The sequence below is a fragment of the Flavobacterium koreense genome (assembly GCF_054776075.1).
On sequence record NZ_BAAHCF010000029.1, the window covers coordinates 667486 to 684903 of the forward strand.

The window sequence follows — 17418 nt, forward strand, 5'->3', positions numbered from 1 at the left end:
CCTTCGGACACTCCTCCAAAGGAGGAGAAACCTACTAACACATTTACCTTTACCCCACAGCTTCTTTATAAACTCTCAGACATCTTTCTCTAGCTTCTTTATGATCTACAATTGGACTCGGATAATACTGAGTTTCTAGTTCAGGAATCCATTTTTTGATGTATTTCAACTCTTTATCAAACTTTTTGATTTGCTCAGTAGGATTAAATATTCTGAAATACGGTGCAGCATCAACACCACTTCCAGCTGCCCATTGCCAATTGCCAACATTACTTGCTTGTTCGTAATCTAAAAGTTTTGTTGCAAAATAGGTTTCGCCCCAACGCCAATCTATCAATAAGTGTTTGCATAAAAAACTTGCTACAATCATTCGTACACGATTGTGCATGTGACCTGTTGCGTTTAGCTCGCGCATTCCAGCATCTACAAAAGGATAGCCGGTTTTTCCATCACACCATTTTTTAAATAAATCTTCATTGTTGTCCCATTTGATAGCATCATATTTTGGTCGGAAACTTGATTTGTTAGTGTGAGGAAAATGCCATAGAATTTGCATGAAAAATTCTCTCCAAATCAATTCTTTCAGAAAAGTTTCGTTTTTACTGTGCAAAGCTTTAGCAACCATTTTTCTGATAGAAACTGCTCCAAATCGGAGATAAATTCCTAAATATGAGGTTTTATTTAATGCAGGAAAATTTCGAGTTGCTTCGTAATTATCGATTAAGTTATTTGAAATATCAAAAGAAGAAACTTTTATAGATGAAGTTTCAAAACCAATGTCAGCTAAACTCAAAAAAGGATAGGAGTGAAGTGTAATTTTCTCCAAAAAATCTTCTGAATTATAGTTGATTAATTGGATTTTTTTGAAGTTTTCTTTCCATTTGTTCGAATATGGAGTGTAAACAACATAAGGAGTTCCGTCATCTTTTACAACTTCACTTTTTTCAAAAATAACTTGGTCTTTACTGGTTTTGAAGTCTATATTATGTTCTTTAAAAAGATGATACAAATCTAAGTCACGTTTGCGAGCATAAGGTTCGTAATCATGATTGGTGTAAACTGATTTAATATTATTTTCAGAAATCAACTTTTGATATACTTCTAATGGAGTTCCACGAAAAACAGCTAATGATTTGCCGATTTCTTTCAGTTGGCTTTGGATGTTTTCTAACTGCTGATGAATAAAAGTTACACGAGCATCGTCTTTTGAAAGTTGTGAAAGTATGGCTTCATCAAATATGAAAATTGGCAGCACTTCTTCATTGCTATTTAATGCATGAAAAAGTCCAACGTTATCGTCTAATCGTAAATCTCTTCTAAACCAGAATATGTTCATTCGAATGTTTATTGTTGCTAGTTTATTGTTATCCGTTAACTAATAAAGTTGACATTCCACCATCTACATGGAATATTTGTCCGGAAATCCAACTGCTTTTTTCACTTAATAAAAAACTTGCCATTTGAGCCATATCTTCAGAGGTTCCAACTCTTTTTAAAGGATGACGTTGTGCTGATTTTTCTTTTTTTTCATCGTTACTCAAAAACTTTTCAGCCAATGGCGTATCAGTTAATGAAGGCGCAATTACATTAACTCTAATTTTTGGAGCATATTCTGCTGCTAACGCTTTTGCAAATCCTTCAATAGCACCTTTTGCAGCTGCAACACTAGTGTGAAAAGGCATTCCCATGCTAGCCGCAACTGAACTAAAAAGCACAATACTAGATTGATTGGAAGCAGTCAAATTTGGCAAAACCGATTGGATTACTTTCACCAAACTTATAAAATTTATTTGTAAATCTTGTTCAAATGCTTCAGGTTTTAAACCACGAAATGGACGTAAATTGATGCTTCCAGGACAATATACTAAACCATCAATTACTTCTGGTAGTTTAGAGGTGTCTAAAGTATCAGTTGTAGCATCAAATGGAATGTGAGTTACATGCATTTCCGATATTTCTTCGTTGGTTCTTGAAGCTACAAAAACCTTATTTTCATATTGTAATTCTTTTGCTATGGCTAATCCAATTCCATAAGAACCACCAATTAGTAGTATGTTTTTCATAATTTATTTATCCTTTATATTCTCCGAACATTTCAATTAATTTTTTTCTTCTGTATTCAAATATTTCATCAAGCTTTGGTTTAACCAAAAAGGGATGAATAAGTTGACCTAAAATACCCATAGGCACTTTATAGTCTACAATATCTTCCATTTCAACACCACCTGGAATTTCTTTGATAAAATGTTTATGATGCCATAGAGCGTAAGGACCAAAACGTTGTTCGTCTACAAAATACTGTTTGTCTACAACATGAGTGATTTCGGTTACCCATTTTGCAGGAATTCCTAAAACAGGTGTTACTATATATTGAATAATTTGTCCTGGAAACATTGGTCTGTCAGCACCAGAAAGGATTTTAAAACCCATATATTCAGGAGTTATTTTCTGTAAATTTTTTGGATCTGATAAAAGCGCCCAAGCTTCATCAATTGATATAGGAAGATTTTGTTTGGTATGTAATCTGTAAATTTTCATCTAAATTGTACTTTTAATTCGTTGTAAAGGTAATAAATGTTTAACTATTTAAAATATTTGTTAAACAAAAAATAACATCATTTAAGTTTAAATTAACATTTGAAGCCGATACAATTTGTAATTTTGGAACTCTAAAACAAATGACATGAAAAAAATATTTCTTTTATTGGCAATTGCGATTGCTAATTTTGCTGTAGAAGCTCAGGTGAAAACACCACAACCAAGTCCGAAATCTGTTTTAAATCAAGTAGTTGGTCTTACAGATGTAACTGTAGAATATTCTCGTCCTAGTGCCAAAGGAAGAGTAGTATTTGGTGATTTAGTTCCTTTTGGAAAATTATGGAGAACAGGTGCGAATGCTAATTCAACAGTTTCTTTTAGTGAAGATGTTGTTATAAATGGAACAACCGTTAAAAAAGGGAAGTATGCTATTTTCACTTTACCAAAAGCTGATATGTGGGAAATCATCCTTTATACAACTACAGATAATTGGGGTTTACCTGAAAATTATGATGTAAATAAAGTGGCAGTAAGTTTAAATGTTGACCCAGTTGTATTGAACAATAATGTTGAAACTTTTACAATTGGAATTAATAATTTAACCAATGATAGCGCAACTTTAGACATTTCATGGGAAAAAACTATGGTTTCAATGAAATTTGAAGTACCAACTCAAAAAGCTGCAATGGCAAGTATTGCTAAAGTTTTGGCAGGACCAACAGCTGGAGATTACTTTTCATCAGCTCAATACTACTACCAATCTAATGGTGATTTGAATAAAGCTTTAGAATATGTTAACAAAGCTGTATCTATGGTAAAACCAGGTGAAGAAGCTCCTTATTGGCATTTACGTTTAAAATCATTAATTCAAGGAAAACTTGGTGATAAAAAAGGTGCTATTGAAACAGCAAAATTATCATTAGCAGGAGCTGAAAAAGATGGCAATGGTGATTACGTTAAAATGAATAACGACAGTATAAAAGAATGGAGTAAAAAATAATTTACTTTTAATATTTAAAAAACGTCCCAAGAAATTGGGACGTTTTTTTTATGCTGTGATTTCTGTAGAAGTATTCTTCTCTTTGAGAATAACTTGTGAAAGCATTGACAATAGAATTGTAAGCAAAGCACCAATAAAATTAAGCCATAAGAAGCTTACAACATCCAAATAGTATATGTAGAAAATTGTTAACTGACTTACAACAGCACTCCAAAAAATAGCTCTTGCTTTGACAAATTTGATGTAAAATCCAACTAAAAATATTCCTAATACGGTACCATAAAAAATGGAACCTACTATATTTACTAATTGGATTAAGTTTTCAAATAATGTTCCAATACAAGCAAAAAGTATTGCAACAACACCCCAAAGTAGTGTAAAATATTTAGTGGCATTTACATAGTGCTTTTCAGATTTTTCTCCTTTTACATTACGTTTGTACAAATCAATAGCAGTGGTTGAAGCCAATGCAGTTAGTCCAGAAGCAGAAGAAGACATGGCTGCTGATAAAATTACAGCAAGTAATAATCCAATGAGTCCTTTTGGTAGATAGTTTAGAATGAAATAGAGAAAAACATAATCTTTATCATTAGTTTCTGCTTTTGGGTCGGCTTTGGCAATTAAGTCTTTGGCTTGGTCGCGTAGATCTTTCTCTTTTCCAGAAATTGCAACTAATTTGCTTCTCAAAATTGGATTGTCATAATTTTGATTTAAATGATCCATGTAGAGTAAATTGTACTCTTTTTTTTCTTCAGTAAGTGCTTTTAGTTGGGTTTCTAAACCATGATATTGATTAGCATATTCCGATTTTTCAATGGCTATTTTGTTTACAGGATTAAAGTTAAGTGGTACATCATTGAATTGGAAAAATACAAAAACCATAACTCCTGTAAGTAAAATAAAGAACTGCATTGGTACTTTTAGAAATCCATTCATAATTAAACCTTTCTGACTTTCTCTATCTGATTTTCCAGATAAATAGCGTCCAACTTGCGATTGGTCGGTTCCAAAATAGGATAACATCAGAAAGAAACCTCCTGTAATTCCACTCCAAAAAGTATAACGAGTTTCTGGGTCAAAAGAGAAATCTACAATATTCATTTTGTCATTAGCTCCAGCAATATGCATTGCATTACTAAAAGTCATTTCATTTGGTAACATATGTAAAATAAGATAGAATGTGATAAACATTCCGCTCATGATGACAAACATTTGTTGTTTTTGAGTAACGTTTACCGCTTTAGTTCCTCCAGAAAAAGTGTAGATGATTACTAAAATTCCAATGATGATATTTAGTAAAGTTAGGTTCCAACCCAATAATGTTGATAGAATAATTGCTGGTGCATAAATAGTCAAACCAGTTCCCAAACCACGTTGAATAAGAAATAGGATAGAAGCCAAGGAACGTGTTTTTAAATCGAATCGTTGTTCTAAATATTCATAAGCAGTAAATACTTTTAATCGATGGTAAATAGGTATAAATGTGAAACATATTACTACCATTGCTATAGGTAAACCGAAGTAGAATTGTACGAAACCCATTCCGTCATGATAGGCTTGACCTGGCGTTGATAAAAATGTAATGGCACTGGCTTGGGTTGCCATAACAGAAAGACCAACGGTCCACCAATTGGTTTGTTTATTTCCTAAAATATAATCTTCTACGTTTTTACTTCCTTTGGTTTTGTATACTCCATATATTACAATAAATAGGAGTGTTGCCGAAAGAATTATCCAGTCTATCTTTTGCATATTACGAGAAGATTTGCATTAGCATGAAAAAAATAATGATATAAATAGCGTTCATTACTAAAAGCCAAGTATAATTATTACTCCATTTATTATGTTTTTTTGGTTCCATAGTTATTTTCCGATTGCAATCATGTTAGCTAATAATCTAAACGCACCAGGAACGCCTTCTGGCAATTCTCTAAAGAAACTGATTCCTGTGTAAATGTAATTTCCTTTGCCATATTTTGCTACTAAAATAGCACCATCTTTAGCTTTCTCGCCTTTATCATTGGATGAAATTATTGGCGTAAAATTGGCATCCCATTCACTTGGATAATACAAACCTTGTTCTTGTTTCCATCCTTTAAAATCATCAGATGTTATTTTGTTTGGATGGTTCAAAATGGGATGATTTGGATTTAAAAATCTAACTTCTGCGCTTTCTTCAGTAACTCTATCTCTTGAAATTTTTAACGGAAATGGTGCAATTTCTTTGGTAACCAAATCGTCAAGAGTATTGTATTGCACAATCATCGTTTTACCATTTTTAACAAAATCAAAAAGAATATTTTGTTTAAATCCTAAACTAGTAACTACGTTATAAGCACGAATTCCAGTCATAACTACATCAAAATTCTGAAGTTTTTCTGTTGAAATTTCTTCAGGTTTTAGTACAACAACTTCATAACCCATTTGCATCAAACTTTTCGGAACTTCGTCGCCTGCACCCATGATGTAAGCAATTTTTTCTCCTTTAGTTTTGATGTTCAATTTAATCGCATTTGCTTCAGCAGGTTTTAAAACCATTTGCTTGTAAATGTGCGGATAATTGATGTCTATTTTTTCTTTATCAAATGTTTGTCCGTCAATGGTAATGATGCTTTTTAAAGTTACATCTGATGCTTCTTTAGATGGAGTTACATTGAAAACTGCTAATTGTTCTTCGCCTTTTTTAGCCAACGTAAACGGGATTGAAGATGGCGAAACTATCCAATTTTGAGGAACTTCTAGTTTTACCGAACCCGATATGTTTTCTTTACCAGATTTAATTTTAACTACAACAGCTTTCTCTTTGTTGTTTGGGAAAATATATACTTTTTCTTGAATAGAAGAAGTGGCAACAGGGACAACATCAAGTGGTTGATAGACTTCTCCTTTTACGTCGTCGTTGTATTTGTAAACTATATTTTTTTCAAATGGAATTGTAACTCCATTGATTTCAATTAAAAAAGTTTCATATATCCTAGAAATAACATCAGGTTTACCAATATTTCTTTGGTCATTAACAACATACATTCCTTCAGTTCCTTTTTCGTTTAGATAATATGGATTTGTGTATGGATCGTTGTTTTCCATTTCAACTTCAATATTGTCATTAACTACTTTATTAAACGGAAGCTCTATTTTTTTAGAACTATCGATACTAGAAATCCAATTCATTTTTACAGAACTTCTATTGATAACTTCTTGTTTTACTTTAGTTTTACTTCCTAAAGCAACTTCTTGAACATCGGCAACTGCTTCCAAATATAAACCTGCACAAGCAGCAATTATCTTTTTAATTTCTTCCGATTTTATAGTTTTCCAATGATTGTCTTCTAATTTTTGAATTAAATCATAGGCTTTTACCAATTCTGCTATACTTGCTTCAGGATTTTTAAAATCAAAATTCTTTTGTACGTTTTCTAAAATAGTTCCAATAGCATTTCCACCTTTTACACGATTCCAAGTGGTGTCAATTCCTTCAAATAAATTGGTTTTATCATTCAATGATTCACCTTTTAGAAATTCTAAATATTCGTCTTCTTCGCCACGAGTTCCGGTATTTCCGAAACCTTGTGATTGATGACAACTTCTACTTAAAGCTGCAATTTCTTGATTGGATTTACCAAATTGTTCATAATAAACACCAATTTGCAATTTACTTAAATTGGTTTTGTCTGCTTTTTCAAATTTTTCTTTACTTCCATAAAACCACCATGAAGTATTGAAAAAAATACGTTTTGGTTGCCAAGTAGCAACGTATTGCAATTGATTTGGAAAAACAGAGGCATCATTAGTTTTATCAAATGCTTCCATACTCAACATTGCAGAAGCAGTGTGATGTCCATGAGTCGTTCCTGGTGAACGATGATCAAATCGATTGATAATTACATCGGGTTGGAATTTTCTAATTGCCCAAATTACGTCACTCAAGACTTGTTCTTTATCCCAAATTTGTAATGTTTCATCAGGAGTTTTAGAATAACCAAAATCATTGGCACGAGAGAATAATTGTTCGCCACCATCAATTTTTCGAGCTTCAATAAGTTCTTGCGTTCTAATAACTCCAAGTAATTCGCGTAGTTCAGGACCAATTAAGTTTTGACCACCATCACCACGAGTTAAAGAAAGATATCCTGTGCGAGCATTTTTTTCGTTAGATAAATAAGAAATTAAACGCGTGTTTTCATCATCAGGATGTGCAGCTACATAGAGTACGGAACCTAAGAAATTTAGTTTTTCAATTTGATGATAAATCTCTACAGCATTTGGTTTTTGTGGACGTTGTCCAAAAACAATAAAAGAGGAAAGAAGGAATATAAAAGAGTAATATTTCTGCATTGGATACTATTATTTTGCAATAGCATCAAATGTAGCAATAAATATAAAGTGAAGTTTTATTTTTTTAAACTTTGGAATTTCTTTAACAAAAAAAAGCAACATAATGAAACATTGCTTTTGATTTGATTTCTAATCTTTTTTGTTTTTTCCCTTTTTAGGGTTCTTTTTTCCTTTTTCCTTTTTTTCCTTTTTCACAACATAAACTTTGGTTGAGTGTGCTTTTTTGGGATATTTTATTTTATGATTTTTGTGAAACTTATATGGTGAAGTTCCTCTGTAATCTGTTAAATAAATAATATTTCCACCTCTCAAATTATAATTTCTATATCTGTAGGGTAATGAAGTAGCACGAATCCATTCGCCATTTTTTATGTAGATGAAACGTGCAGCTGGAACATCATAATATGCGTCAATGTCTGGCATATAATAATATTGAGTTTCAACTCTATTTGCTGGTGCCCATTCAGGAGGAGTTCCAAAAGTAATTTTTACTTCGGTTTGACCTTGAATAGTACTAGTTGCAATAAGCAGTAAACTAAAAATAAATAGTTTTAATTTCATATAACTTATAGTAATAAAATTAACAACAGAATAATGATAATTATTGCACCAATAGAAAGGTAAACGCCATTACCAGTAGATTTTAAAGTTTTTTTAATTGCTTTAACTTCTTTTCTAAGTTCTTTTTTTTCTGTAGAATTTAGATTGGACTTGTCCATTTTTTTAATTTCTTCCAATCTATTTAGTAGTAGTTTTACTTCAGCAGGTACTTCTTTTGGATTGCTTGATGATGTTGGAACTTTTTCATTAATTGCAAAAGAATTGGTTGGAAAGATGGTTACAGTTAGTAACAACATCATAGTGTAGAAAGTGAATTTTTTCATTTTGTTTCAATTTTAGTTAAACTTAATTTGTAAGTGTAAAATTGATAAATGATTTGTTCAAATGTGTTATATTATTTGTTGTAAATTTTACATAAATCACATTTTAATGTAATTATAAGTGACCTGAATTTTTATGCTGATTAATGTAATTTAATTGATGTTCTGCAACATAATTTCTAAATAGTTCCACCAAAGAATCATAATATTTTTCTAAGTTTTTTACATTAACTTTTGGGTTACTATCAATTGGAATTGTGATAGGCATTTCATTTAAGTACTTTGATAATTCAGGATAATTTTCTTGAATAACCATTGTAATTTTTAAAATTTTAGCATTGATCTCTTCTTCAGTTTCCATAAATTTTACGACTATTGGGAATTGTAAATTTACGCACTTTAATCCAAATAAGATGTTAAATAAGTATATACTTTTTCTGTAGGTAAACCAACGACATTAGTGTAAGAACCTTCAATTTTATGTATACCAATCAGACCAATCCATTCTTGAATTCCGTAGGCACCAGCTTTGTCAAATGGTTTGTAATTATCTAAATAGTAACGTATTGAATCATCAGATAATTCTCGAAAAGATACTTTTGTTATTTCAAAAATAGTTTCCGTTTTAGTAGTTGTTTTAAAACAAACCGATGTAATTACTTCGTGCGTTTGATTGGATAACGATTTTAAAATTTGAAAAGCGTCGTCATAATCCTTTGGTTTGCCCAATGCTTTGTCGTTTAACCAAACTAAAGTATCACTCGTAATCAAGATTTCATTATCAGCTAATTCACCTTCAAACGCTTTTGCTTTTAGTTCGGCAAGATAATTTGTAATTTCCTCAGCTTTTAGATTTTCAGGATAGATTTCTTCAATTTCTTTTAATCTAATTTCAAATTGTAAATCGAAATCTTTAAAAAATTGTTGACGTCTTGGTGAACCAGATGCTAAAATTATTTTATAGTCCTTAAGCATTGTGTTTGATATTTAAAGTAACAACGGCGATTGATAAAATTCCGAAGAAAATAATCCATTTTAAAAGCGTACTAATTTTTTTGTAATCGTTGTTTTCTTTGGCGTTCAAAATTTGAACTAAACACATTATCATTGGGGCTACGACTAAGGCTAAAATGTAAGCTAATCCATAAAACAAGTTGTTTTCAAATAAATACGTTTTAGAATAATACAACAAATACAAGCTCGGAAGCAATAACAATATGAAAGCAATAATTTTAGTTTTTGCAACACCGATAACAATTGGCAATGTTTTCATTTCTTGTAAAGTATCTCCTTTTACATCTTGAATGTCTTTAATTATCTCACGAACTAGATTGATAATGAAAGCAAACTTGGCATAATCTAAAAGGATGCTAAAAGCCAAAGTCATTTGTTTTCGATTGATATCAAATGTATTTGGAAAAATGTCAAACATTCCAATAATAATAACACTGAAAGCCAATAACAATGCTACTACAATATTTCCAACTAAAGCTATTTGTTTTAAAGTACTTGCATAAAAATAGAGTAGTGTAGCAATCAAAACAAAAACCACTGCAAAGTTAGGATGCGAAACAGAATTAGCTAAAATAAATCCACACGCAACTCCAGTTATAGTTAGTGAAGCATAAATAATATAAGCCTTAGATTCTGAAATTGATTTACCGATAATTACTTTATTAGGTTTGTTTTCAGCATCAGTTTCTTGGTCAAAAATATCGTTTATTACATATCCGCCAGCAGCAATTAAAACAGTTGCTAAAATAAGTAAAGCATATTGCCAATACCATAGAGAAAGAGGAATGTTTATAAGTTCAAGATATCCAAACCGAATAACAAGTTGCATTAAGGCAATTAAAAGTAGGTTTTGGTAACGTATTAGTTTTAGGAATTTCATATTATAGTGTTCAGTGTTCAGTGCTCAGTGTTCAGTATTCAGTGTTCAGTGTTCAGTGTTCAGTGTTCAGTGTTCAGTGTTAAATAATGTTTATGAATTTACGATTTATCTTCTTTTACTCCAAACTTTTTTGGGTTTAGAATCATGTAATTTATCAATTTTCCTACTTCTTTTGAATCATTTAATAATTCTGTATATGTTTCATTTGTTATGTATTCACAAGCAATGGAATATTCTAACCAAACTTGAGTTTCAGAATTTTCAGCATCAGAATCGGTTAACTTACTATGAAAATGTTTTGGATAATCTCGTTTTCTGTATGCTTCAGCAATATTTGCAGAAACACTTCTTGATGATCTTCTTATTTGATCTGTTAAAGAATAAGTTTCTTCTTTTGGGAAGGATTTTGAAACTCTAAATATTTTCATTGCTAAGGCAAATGATTTTTGATAAGCCAATAAATCTTGAAATGTCATAAATAACTAATTAACTGAATACTAAATTAACACAATCTAAGTAACTGAAAACTGATTACTGAACACTGAATACTTTTTAATCGTGTTTTCCGTTGTAATACAAATGCCATTTTCCTTGTACTTTCATTACTTGTTCTATAACTTCTCTAACAGCACCTTTTCCTCCATTTTTGTGTGATATGTATTTAGAAATTGCTTTAATTTCGGCTACAGCATCTTGTGGACAAGTTGGTAAGCCTACCAATTGCATCACATGATAATCAGGAATATCGTCTCCCATATATAATACATTTTCTGGCTTGATATTGTATAATTCAGTATATTCTTTAAAAGTTTCTACTTTGTTTGGAGAAGCTAAATGAATGTCGGTAATGCCTAAATTTCTCAAGCGAATTCGAACACCTTCATTATTTCCACCAGAAATGATGCAAACATTATAACCACTTTCAATAGCAGCTTTCATGGCAAAACCATCGCGAATATTCATAATTCTCAACATTTCACCATTTTGAGAAACGTGAACCGAACTATCTGTTAAAACACCATCAACATCAAAAATAAAGGTGTCAATTGTATTCATTATTTCTTTATAACTTTTTGCCATTATCGATAATAGATTTTGTTAGAATTTTATAGATATCTTTCTGATTTTCATCAGTTAATATTGCTAAATGTTTGTTTATTGTTGAAGTGTCATTTCTTTTTGCCGGACCTGTTTGCGCTTCGTTAGGTTCCATAAGTTGCACTTTTTTGGCAGTTTCCAAAATTAATGGTTTTAGAATTTCAAATGGTACTTTGTGTTCGATACAAATATCACTTCCTATTTTATATAAGTGGTTTACAAAATTGGAAACAAAAACCGCAGCGACATGTAAAGATTTTCGTTGTTCCGAATCAACATTGTACACATGATCTGAAAGATGTTGAGCAACTTCAGTTAGAAGATGTAAATCAGTTTCATTTTGAGCTTCGATGCAAAGAGGAACTGTTGTAAAATCGACTTCTTTTTTCTTGGATAAGGTTTGTAAAGGATAGAAAACGGCTTTTCTGTTTTTATCTGATAGTTCATCTATAGCAACACTTCCGGAAGTATGTGCAACTAATTTGTTAGAAAAAAACATGGAATTAGAAACTGATTGAATAGCATCATCAGAAACTGAAATAATATATAAATCAGCATTTTTTAACTTAGAAATGTCATTTGTAATTTTATCAGAATCAATAAGATGCGAAACAGAATCAATATTTCGTGCATACACTTGAGTCACTTCTAAAGTTGTAGTTTTAGAAATGGCTTTTATTAAATGTTGTGCGACATTGCCCGAACCAATTATAGTAATTGAAATCATTCGGTAAAAATATTGAAAATATATTTTACAGCACTAGTAAAAATTAATATTCTCAACGTCTCTTAAAAATCCCTTAAAACGATGTTATAATTTTTAAAAAATCCACAATTTTAATTTACTTTTGTGACACTTAAAAAAATCATTCCTAAATCCTCATGGAAAAAATTAAATCTATACTTTTCTCAACACGTTTAATGGCTGTTTTATTTATTGGTTATGCTGTTGCAATGGCAGCCGGAACTTTTATTGAAAGCGCTTTTAATACAGATACAGCCCGAGTTATCATCTATAATACTTGGTGGTTTGAAGCTATTCACATTTTTTTCTTAATCAATTTCTTCGGAAATATTTCAAGATATCAATTGTGGAAAAAAGAGAAATGGGCTACTTTATTATTACATCTTTCTTTTATTTTTATTATTGTTGGTGCTGCAATTACTAGATACATAAGTTATGAAGGTATGATGCCAATTCGTGAAGGCGAAGCTTCTAATCAAGTCTATTCTGATAAAAATTATCTTACTTATTTTGTGGATGGACAATATCAAGGCGAAATGCGAAGAAGAGTATTTGAACATCCATTATTGTTTTCTTCAGTATCTCTTTCACCAATTGCAGATAATCATTTCAATTTTAAAGATAAATTCAATGAAACTTCTTTTGAGGTAGAATATGAAAAATTTATCCTTGATGCTAAAGAATCAATTAAAGAAACGCCAAACGGAAAGTTTCATTTAAAAATGGTTGAATCTGGTGGAGGTGAACGTCATGAACATTATTTGAAAGAAGGTGACGTTCAAAATATTCACAATGTTTTGTTTGCTCTAAATTCTTATACTAAAGGCGCAATCAACATCACAATTAAAGACGGAACAACCACAATTGAAGCTCCATTTGAAGGAAATTTTATGCGAATGGCAGATAAATTTCAAGGAACAGTAGCTAAAGATGTAGTTCAACCGTTAATGTTTCGTTCACTATATAATATGGGAGGCGCACAATTTGTATTTCCAGATCAACCTATAAAAGGAGAAAAAGATTATAAATTTAGTGGTGATTATAAAGCAAAAAATGGAGAAGATGCTTTAGTACTTAAGGTAAAAACAGAAGGTCAAGAGAAAGAAATTACTTTAGTAGGTTCTAAAGGAAAACAAGGCGTACCACAAACAGTTAAAATTGGTAAATTAGAATTTACTTTTTTCTTTGGAAGTAAAGTTTACACATTGCCATTTAGTCTTAAGTTAAATGATTTTATTGCTCAACGTTATCCAGGAACTGAAAAAAGATATTCTTCATTTGAAAGTAAAGTCACTGTAATTGACGGTAATGACAAATTTGACGCAAGAATTTTTATGAATAATATTTTGGATTACAAAGGATTTAGATTTTTTCAGGCCAACTTTGATCCAGATGAAAAAGGAACTGTTCTTTCTGTAAATCATGATTTTTGGGGTACTTTAATTACCTATATTGGTTATTTTATTTTATTCTTTGCAATGATGGCCATATTGTTTACAAAGTATTCACGTTTTGCTGATTTGAAACGTAAGTTGGAAGTTATTAAAGATAAAAAGTCGAAATTAATTACCATTTTGGCATTAATGTTATCTTTTACTGGATTTTCTCAAAATCACGATAATCACGATGGTCACAATCATGGAAAAGAAAAAGTTCCTGTTAAGAGTGCAAAATTTAACTATGTTGATTCTATTTTAAAATATAAAGTTTCAGAGAAACACGCAGCTCAATTTGGACGATTGGTAATTCAAGATGAAGGAGGAAGAATGAAACCAATCAATACGTTTTCATCAGAATTACTTAGAAAAGTTAGTAAGAAAGATACTTACGAAGATATGAATTCGGATCAAGTATTTGTTTCTATGACGCAGTTTCCTATTGCTTGGTATGAAGTTCCATTGGTTTATATTAAAAGTGGAAACGATAGTATTAGAAAAATTATCGGAATTGATAAAAAGGAAACCTATGCTTCATTAAAGTCATTTTTTGATGCCAAAGGAAATTATAAATTGTCACCTTATTTAGAATCGGCTTACAAGGCACAAGTTCCAAGTAAATTTGAGAAGGATTTTATAGAAACTGATAAAAAAGTAAATCTATTAAATACAGCTTTGAGTGGTCAAATCTTAAAAATATTTCCTGTACCAAATGATAAAAATAACAAATGGGCTTCCTATTTAGAAATAAATCATGCTACTGGAACATCGTTGGATACCATAAAAAATGCTCTTCCAATTTATCTTGATGCTTTGATGAAATCTTCACAAGATGATAACTATACTATGGCTAATACTTTCTTAGTAGGTATGGAAAATTATCAAAAGAAACAAGGTAAAGCTGTAAGGCCGAGCGATGACAAGATTGATTCTGAAATCATGTACAACAAATATGATATTTTCAAAAATCTCTATTATTTGTATATGCTTTGTGGTGTACTAATGTTGGTCTTTACTATTGTAAACATCTTTTTTGAGAAGAAAGCAATTCGAATTATTATCAATGGTTTTCATGTATTCATTGGTGTTTTATTTGTTTTACATACCTTAGGATTAATTGCAAGATGGTATATATCAGGACACGCTCCATGGAGTGATGCCTATGAAAGTATGATTTATGTTGCATGGGCAACAATGTTGTTTACATTATTATTTGCAAGCACAATTGCAATTTTATCCAAAATCAATCCCACTTTTTATATATTATCTTTATTACCATGGAAATTTAATAGTAAATCACCTTTGGTAGTTGCTTCTGGAACCTTCGTAGCTTCTATGATTTTAATGATTGCTCATTGGAATTGGATGGATCCAGCTATTGCTAATTTACAACCGGTTTTAAATTCGTATTGGTTAATGATTCACGTAGCAGTTATTGTTGCAAGTTATGGACCATTTACGCTAGGAATGATTTTAGGTGTTGTAGCTTTAATATTGATGTTGTTTACCAACGAAAAGAACAAAGCCAAAATGAGTTTGAACATCAAAGAAATCACTTATATCAACGAAATGGCTTTAACCATAGGTTTAGTAATGCTAACCATTGGAAATTTCCTTGGCGGACAATGGGCAAATGAATCTTGGGGTAGATATTGGGGTTGGGATCCAAAAGAGACTTGGGCATTAATTAGTATTATGATTTATGCTTTTGTAATTCATGCTCGTTTCGTTCCTGCCTTGCGCGGATTATGGATTTATAATTTGATGAGTGTAGTTGCTTTCTATTCAATCATGATGACTTATTTCGGAGTGAATTTCTATCTAACTGGTTTGCATTCTTACGCAAGTGGAGACAAAGTTGTAACGCCAGTTGAGTTTTATTATTCTCTTGTGGGATTAACAATTTTAGCAACATTTGCCTATTTCAGATACAAAAAATTCTTAAAGAATTAGAAATAAAAAAAGGTTCAACAATTAAGTTGAACCTTTTCTTTTTTAATTAGGGTTTAAAATAATTATACTTTTCCTAAAGTATATAATTGTTCCATTGTTGGCGATTTACTTCCTCCAGCTGGCTCAAGAGTAATTCCGAACGCTTCGGCATCAGAAGTTCCGCTAACTGCAAATAATTTTTCGTTGTTTCCTTTGAAATCTTCCAATAATCCAATACTTGTTGGAGTTAGAGTTGGACTCAATTTCAAAGACCATATTTGATAAACTTTTCCTTCTGGTGGCTCTGGCAATCCTTTTGCATCTACATAAACTGTTGAAGTTTCTTTATTCCAATAGATTTTAGCAAATGAAGTAGGAGCAACCGTTTGTCCTGCCAAGTTTACAACTGTATTTTTTTCGTCTCTAACAACGTTTAAAGCTGTAGCAGTTTCTTTATTTTTCAATTCCAATTCAACTACCGATTTTTGAAGATTTGATTTTTCAGTTTCAATAGTGTTCAATTGTTGTGATGTTGAATTTAATTGGGTATATTGATATCCTACACCAATTAATAATGCAATTGAAGCTGCCCAACCAAGATATTGCGACCAATTTGATTTTGGTTTCATATCTACAATTTTACCATGTTTCAATTCTAACTTGGCTTTGATTTTTTCAAAATTTTCAGCAGAAATTGTTGGAGAAAAACAGCTTGATAAATTTAGAATTGCTTTTTCAATTGAAATGATTTCTTGTCCTATAGCCGGATTGATCTTTGCCAATTCGCTAATTTCCTTAGTTTCGCTTTCGTTTAATAAACCATAAACGTAAAGTTCTAAGTTTCCTGATTCTATATATTCTTGTGTGTTCATTATACTTGTAAATAAGTTCTTAAATCATTGATGCAATTTCTATTTTGTGTTTTAACAGTGCCAAGCGGAATTTCAAGTTCGTCAGAAGCTTCTTGTTGGGTGTATCCTTGAAAGAATAGCAATTCAATTAATTGGATGCACTTTGGTTTTAATTTTTTTACGAATTCTTGAATTCCAATCGTATCGATGCGATTGATTAACTTGTTGCTGTCGTCTAACAGATGTACGAAATTATCAGATGATAGGTTTTTTTGACTGTTATTATATCCTTTAGAACGAAGTTTATCTATTGCAGTATTTCTTGCAATATTTAACATCCACGTATATAAGCGTCCTTTGGAATCATTATAAGATTCAATATTTTTCCAAATCTTTACAAAGACTTCTTGAAGTACATCTTCGGCTTCATCAGTTTCTTTTACCAAGTTAGAAATTACTGCAAACAGACTTTTTGAGTACATATCATACATGATAGTAAACGCTCGGTCGTCTTTCTTTAAAATTAGCGGAATCAGTTGTTCTTGTGTCATAAACTTTTGGGTTTGTTCAAAATTAATAAAATTATTTAGAGTAATTTTATGTACGTAAAGTGACAACTTATGGTTTTATAAAATATAAAATTTAACATTTATTTATATATTGATAAGTGAACTACACCTAACTTTATTACGTAATTTTATAAAAAAA

Annotated in this window: 17 protein-coding genes; 2 read left to right on the forward strand and 15 right to left on the reverse strand. The window is 31.0% G+C overall.

The window, feature by feature from the left end; translation table 11 throughout:
- Window positions 1–49: 49 nt before the first annotated feature.
- Genes ACYU7A_RS11420 through ACYU7A_RS11430 form a run of 3 tightly spaced genes read right to left on the reverse strand, consistent with a single transcriptional unit; the run spans window position 50 to window position 2538 of the window.
- Complete coding sequence (locus tag ACYU7A_RS11420) at window positions 50–1336, reverse strand: cryptochrome/photolyase family protein (RefSeq protein ID WP_460576650.1); 1287 nt, start codon at window positions 1334–1336, stop codon at window positions 50–52.
- A 28-nt stretch (window positions 1337–1364) separates the two neighbouring features.
- A complete protein-coding gene (locus ACYU7A_RS11425) occupies window positions 1365–2063 on the reverse strand; it encodes an SDR family NAD(P)-dependent oxidoreductase (RefSeq protein WP_460576652.1) in 699 nt (232 codons plus the stop codon).
- A gap of 7 nt (window positions 2064–2070) precedes the next feature.
- A complete protein-coding gene (locus ACYU7A_RS11430) occupies window positions 2071–2538 on the reverse strand; it encodes an SRPBCC family protein (RefSeq protein ID WP_460576654.1) in 468 nt (155 codons plus the stop codon).
- Between the two features lie 145 nt (window positions 2539–2683).
- Here ACYU7A_RS11430 and ACYU7A_RS11435 point away from each other — a divergent pair, with 145 nt between their 5' ends.
- Entirely contained in the window at window positions 2684–3538 is an 855-nt protein-coding gene (locus ACYU7A_RS11435; protein ID WP_298309075.1) for a DUF2911 domain-containing protein, read from the forward strand.
- Window positions 3539–3586: 48 nt separating this feature from the next.
- Here ACYU7A_RS11435 and ACYU7A_RS11440 read toward each other — a convergent pair whose 3' ends face one another.
- From ACYU7A_RS11440 to ACYU7A_RS11485, 10 genes are all read right to left on the reverse strand, one after another.
- Window positions 3587–5290 carry a sodium:solute symporter family protein gene (locus ACYU7A_RS11440; RefSeq protein WP_460576657.1) on the reverse strand — a complete coding sequence of 568 codons (1704 nt, stop codon included), beginning with the start codon at window positions 5288–5290 and terminating at the stop codon, window positions 3587–3589.
- 111 nt (window positions 5291–5401) lie between these two features.
- On the reverse strand, window positions 5402–7873 hold the full coding sequence (locus tag ACYU7A_RS11445; RefSeq protein ID WP_460576659.1) for a PIG-L family deacetylase: 2472 nt from the start codon (window positions 7871–7873) through the stop codon (window positions 5402–5404).
- Between the two features lie 129 nt (window positions 7874–8002).
- The gene (locus ACYU7A_RS11450) at window positions 8003–8434 is read right to left on the reverse strand and encodes a hypothetical protein (protein WP_460576660.1); all 432 of its coding nucleotides are present in this window, start codon (window positions 8432–8434) and stop codon (window positions 8003–8005) included.
- A gap of 5 nt (window positions 8435–8439) precedes the next feature.
- Entirely contained in the window at window positions 8440–8757 is a 318-nt protein-coding gene (locus tag ACYU7A_RS11455; RefSeq protein ID WP_460576662.1) for a hypothetical protein, read from the reverse strand.
- A 112-nt stretch (window positions 8758–8869) separates the two neighbouring features.
- Window positions 8870–9115, reverse strand: coding sequence for a hypothetical protein (locus tag ACYU7A_RS11460; protein ID WP_460576664.1), 246 nt, complete (start codon window positions 9113–9115; stop codon window positions 8870–8872).
- A gap of 38 nt (window positions 9116–9153) precedes the next feature.
- Window positions 9154–9729, reverse strand: a complete 576-nt coding sequence (locus ACYU7A_RS11465; protein ID WP_344817066.1) for a Maf-like protein — start codon at window positions 9727–9729, stop codon at window positions 9154–9156.
- Complete coding sequence (locus ACYU7A_RS11470) at window positions 9722–10648, reverse strand: geranylgeranylglycerol-phosphate geranylgeranyltransferase (RefSeq protein ID WP_460576666.1); 927 nt, start codon at window positions 10646–10648, stop codon at window positions 9722–9724. Before ACYU7A_RS11470 ends, ACYU7A_RS11465 begins: the two co-directional genes overlap by 8 nt.
- Window positions 10649–10746: 98 nt before the next feature.
- Complete coding sequence (locus ACYU7A_RS11475) at window positions 10747–11124, reverse strand: four helix bundle protein (protein WP_345094868.1); 378 nt, start codon at window positions 11122–11124, stop codon at window positions 10747–10749.
- A gap of 76 nt (window positions 11125–11200) precedes the next feature.
- Entirely contained in the window at window positions 11201–11728 is a 528-nt protein-coding gene (locus ACYU7A_RS11480; RefSeq protein WP_298309008.1) for a KdsC family phosphatase, read from the reverse strand.
- Window positions 11712–12473, reverse strand: coding sequence for a Rossmann-like and DUF2520 domain-containing protein (locus tag ACYU7A_RS11485; protein WP_460576669.1), 762 nt, complete (start codon window positions 12471–12473; stop codon window positions 11712–11714). The genes ACYU7A_RS11480 and ACYU7A_RS11485 overlap by 17 nt, the downstream gene beginning before the upstream one ends.
- Window positions 12474–12628: 155 nt before the next feature.
- Here ACYU7A_RS11485 and ACYU7A_RS11490 point away from each other — a divergent pair, with 155 nt between their 5' ends.
- Entirely contained in the window at window positions 12629–15880 is a 3252-nt protein-coding gene (locus ACYU7A_RS11490) for a cytochrome c biogenesis protein (protein WP_460576670.1), read from the forward strand.
- 62 nt (window positions 15881–15942) lie between these two features.
- On the opposite strand, the gene ACYU7A_RS11495 is transcribed toward ACYU7A_RS11490, so the two are convergent.
- Window positions 15943–16731 (reverse strand): anti-sigma factor, encoded by a 789-nt coding sequence (locus tag ACYU7A_RS11495; protein WP_460576672.1) that lies wholly within the window; start codon window positions 16729–16731, stop codon window positions 15943–15945.
- Window positions 16731–17261 carry an RNA polymerase sigma factor gene (locus tag ACYU7A_RS11500; protein WP_344817060.1) on the reverse strand — a complete coding sequence of 177 codons (531 nt, stop codon included), beginning with the start codon at window positions 17259–17261 and terminating at the stop codon, window positions 16731–16733. Before ACYU7A_RS11500 ends, ACYU7A_RS11495 begins: the two co-directional genes overlap by 1 nt.
- Window positions 17262–17418 lie beyond the last annotated feature (157 nt).

Coding starts and splice junctions, on each gene's coding strand:
- ACYU7A_RS11420 (WP_460576650.1), bottom strand. CDS start 1,336: ATGAACATATTCTGGTTTAGAAGAGATTTACGATTAGACGATAACGTT.
- ACYU7A_RS11425 (WP_460576652.1), bottom strand. CDS start 2,063: ATGAAAAACATACTACTAATTGGTGGTTCTTATGGAATTGGATTAGCC.
- ACYU7A_RS11430 (WP_460576654.1), bottom strand. CDS start 2,538: ATGAAAATTTACAGATTACATACCAAACAAAATCTTCCTATATCAATT.
- ACYU7A_RS11435 (WP_298309075.1), top strand. CDS start 2,684: ATGAAAAAAATATTTCTTTTATTGGCAATTGCGATTGCTAATTTTGCT.
- ACYU7A_RS11440 (WP_460576657.1), bottom strand. CDS start 5,290: ATGCAAAAGATAGACTGGATAATTCTTTCGGCAACACTCCTATTTATT.
- ACYU7A_RS11445 (WP_460576659.1), bottom strand. CDS start 7,873: ATGCAGAAATATTACTCTTTTATATTCCTTCTTTCCTCTTTTATTGTT.
- ACYU7A_RS11450 (WP_460576660.1), bottom strand. CDS start 8,434: ATGAAATTAAAACTATTTATTTTTAGTTTACTGCTTATTGCAACTAGT.
- ACYU7A_RS11455 (WP_460576662.1), bottom strand. CDS start 8,757: ATGAAAAAATTCACTTTCTACACTATGATGTTGTTACTAACTGTAACC.
- ACYU7A_RS11460 (WP_460576664.1), bottom strand. CDS start 9,115: ATGGAAACTGAAGAAGAGATCAATGCTAAAATTTTAAAAATTACAATG.
- ACYU7A_RS11465 (WP_344817066.1), bottom strand. CDS start 9,729: ATGCTTAAGGACTATAAAATAATTTTAGCATCTGGTTCACCAAGACGT.
- ACYU7A_RS11470 (WP_460576666.1), bottom strand. CDS start 10,648: ATGAAATTCCTAAAACTAATACGTTACCAAAACCTACTTTTAATTGCC.
- ACYU7A_RS11475 (WP_345094868.1), bottom strand. CDS start 11,124: ATGACATTTCAAGATTTATTGGCTTATCAAAAATCATTTGCCTTAGCA.
- ACYU7A_RS11480 (WP_298309008.1), bottom strand. CDS start 11,728: ATGGCAAAAAGTTATAAAGAAATAATGAATACAATTGACACCTTTATT.
- ACYU7A_RS11485 (WP_460576669.1), bottom strand. CDS start 12,473: ATGATTTCAATTACTATAATTGGTTCGGGCAATGTCGCACAACATTTA.
- ACYU7A_RS11490 (WP_460576670.1), top strand. CDS start 12,629: ATGGAAAAAATTAAATCTATACTTTTCTCAACACGTTTAATGGCTGTT.
- ACYU7A_RS11495 (WP_460576672.1), bottom strand. CDS start 16,731: ATGAACACACAAGAATATATAGAATCAGGAAACTTAGAACTTTACGTT.
- ACYU7A_RS11500 (WP_344817060.1), bottom strand. CDS start 17,261: ATGACACAAGAACAACTGATTCCGCTAATTTTAAAGAAAGACGACCGA.